This is a genomic window from Mesorhizobium sp. M7A.F.Ca.US.002.01.1.1 (genome assembly GCF_004022955.1).
In the GTDB taxonomy this organism is placed as follows: Bacteria; Pseudomonadota; Alphaproteobacteria; order Rhizobiales; family Rhizobiaceae; genus Mesorhizobium; species Mesorhizobium ciceri.
The window spans coordinates 1-2,131 of sequence record NZ_RZQE01000727.1; the positions used below are offsets into that span (position 1 = coordinate 1).

The window sequence follows — 2,131 nt, forward strand, 5'->3', positions numbered from 1 at the left end:
GTATAGATGCCGGGAATACGAAGCCCTGACAGATCGCCGCCATCGATGCGCTCGAACAGCAGCTGCGCTTCCGGCCCGCCTTTCTGAGACAGTGAAAAATCGTCCAGCACCGCTGCGTATATAGCCGACTTGATCAAGGCCGAAGCGCGATCGGCAAGGCTCATACGCCCGAGTGAACGTTGAGCGGCTTCGACAAGCGGCTGGTTGAGCTCGAAGACCGGATCATAGGCGTCGTCCAATGCCAGCATGGCGCGCAGGTGCTTTTGGAGCTGCTCGCGTCCTTCGCGATTGTTTTCGCCCGGATATCGGTTCTGCTCCCAGTCCCGCTTCATCCACGAAACGATCAAAGCGTCATCGACCTTCGGTGCCTTGCCGCCAAGCATCAGATAGATTTTCAACGGTTCGTAGAGGGCGACGGGATCGGCCATCTTGGCCTGGATCGTCCGCTCGGCCTGGATCAACAGGCGCGATCGGAGCAGTCGCTCCAGCGCCTGCCGATAGGCTGTTTTGGATGCCGAAAGAAGTCTCTCCCTCTGGCTGAGGCCGAACGTCTCCTCTAACGGTGTCGGCAAGTCACCGGTTTCATACCCGGCCGGCAGATCGCGCAACTGGTCAAGCGGGCCGATGACGTTTTCAAGGTCGACATCGGTGACCGTGCTGGCCTTGAGCAACGGGGCCGCCGTCTCGCGATACTGGCCCATGGCCAGCGTTGTGGAGGCGATCAGCGACCGGTTGGAAGCAAAGCTCAGGGCGAGCGTACCCAGTGCGGCGGCGGCGATCAGCGTTATGGCACCCAGGCCACCAAATCTGACGATCGCCGCACGCCTTGCAGCCGATTTGTCATACGAAACCCAGCCCGATTCGGCAAAAATGACGTCCGTCAGCAGATCATGCAAAAAGAAGCTTTTGCCGGTTCCAGAAAGGTGAGGGCGGGAATTGCCACCGAAATTGCGGCCGATCGCGCCCAGCACCTGATCGATAGGCGTGCCCTCTTGCGTGCCGGACGAAAAATACAATCCACGCAGGCTGACATTCACCTGGCTGCGTCCGGGATTGAACAGAGCGGCGACAAAGCTGGTAACTCGGCCCTTTAGTGCGCCGAACTGTGCCGGAAAACCGAAGATGGAGATGCGCGTGACGGGATCAGTCTCTTCCTGGAGGCGGTCGGCCATCTCGTCGGCCAGTCGTTTTGCCAGCGCATCGAATTCGGCAGGGGCTCCAGCGGCCATGTTCCTGTCGCGCTCCGCGGTCTGGAATGTCGCGCCCCACACCTTGCGCCTTCGTGACTCGTCGAAACCGCCGAAGTAGTCCATGAAACCGGAGACAAGATCGGCCTTGGTGAAAATCAGATAGACTGGAAACTGAACTTTCAGCGTCTCGTGGATTTCCCTCAGCCGGTTGCGTATCTCGGCGAGGTGGGTATCTAGCTGCCGGTCGTCGAAGCTCATCAGATCGGCAAGGCTGATGGCCAGGATGACGCCGTTTATCGGTTGCCGGGCGCGGTGCTTCTTGAGCAGTGACAGGAAGGAGAGCCAGCTCTTCTTGTCGCTCTCAGCATTGGAATCCTGCGTCGTGTAGCGACCTGCGGTGTCGATCAACACGGCCTGGTCGGTAAACCACCAGTCGCAGGCACGTGTTCCGCCAATGCCGGCCACCGGTTGGGCGTCTCCTGAACCGGCAAGCGGAAAATTCAGCCCCGAATTGACCAGTGCCGTTGTCTTGCCGGCACCCGGCGGGCCTATGACGACGTACCAGGGGACGTCGTAGAGGAAGTTGCGCTTGCCGCTCGACCCTTTGAGCGCCGCCAAGGCCTCATTCATGCGGGCTTCGAGCAGCCGCCCATCGTCATCATCGCGGTCATCATTGTGCGCAACGACGGTTTCGAGCGCTTTTTGCGCCTTCCTCCCCTGCCAGAAACGCAGCCCGTGAACAAGCGCCAGCGTCGCCACGATTACACCGATGATCGTTGCACGCAGCCAGGCAGGCCCGAGCGGCCGGCTATCGGCAAAGCGGATCAAGGGGCCGGCAAACCATATGGCCGTCGCGAAGCCGATCAGCGCGGTCATGCTGAATATCCGCAGCAGCCAACGCGTCATGGATGCTTCCAGCAGGTCGTCACAATGTCTCCTCC

At 60.3% G+C, this 2,131-nt stretch carries 1 protein-coding gene; it reads right to left on the bottom strand.

Annotated elements, in window-relative coordinates:
* On the bottom strand, nt 1-2,096 hold a 2,096-nt coding region (gene tssM, locus EN932_RS34720; RefSeq protein WP_128369461.1), incomplete at its 3' end, for a type VI secretion system membrane subunit TssM.
* Nucleotides 2,097-2,131: the final 35 nt, after the last annotated feature.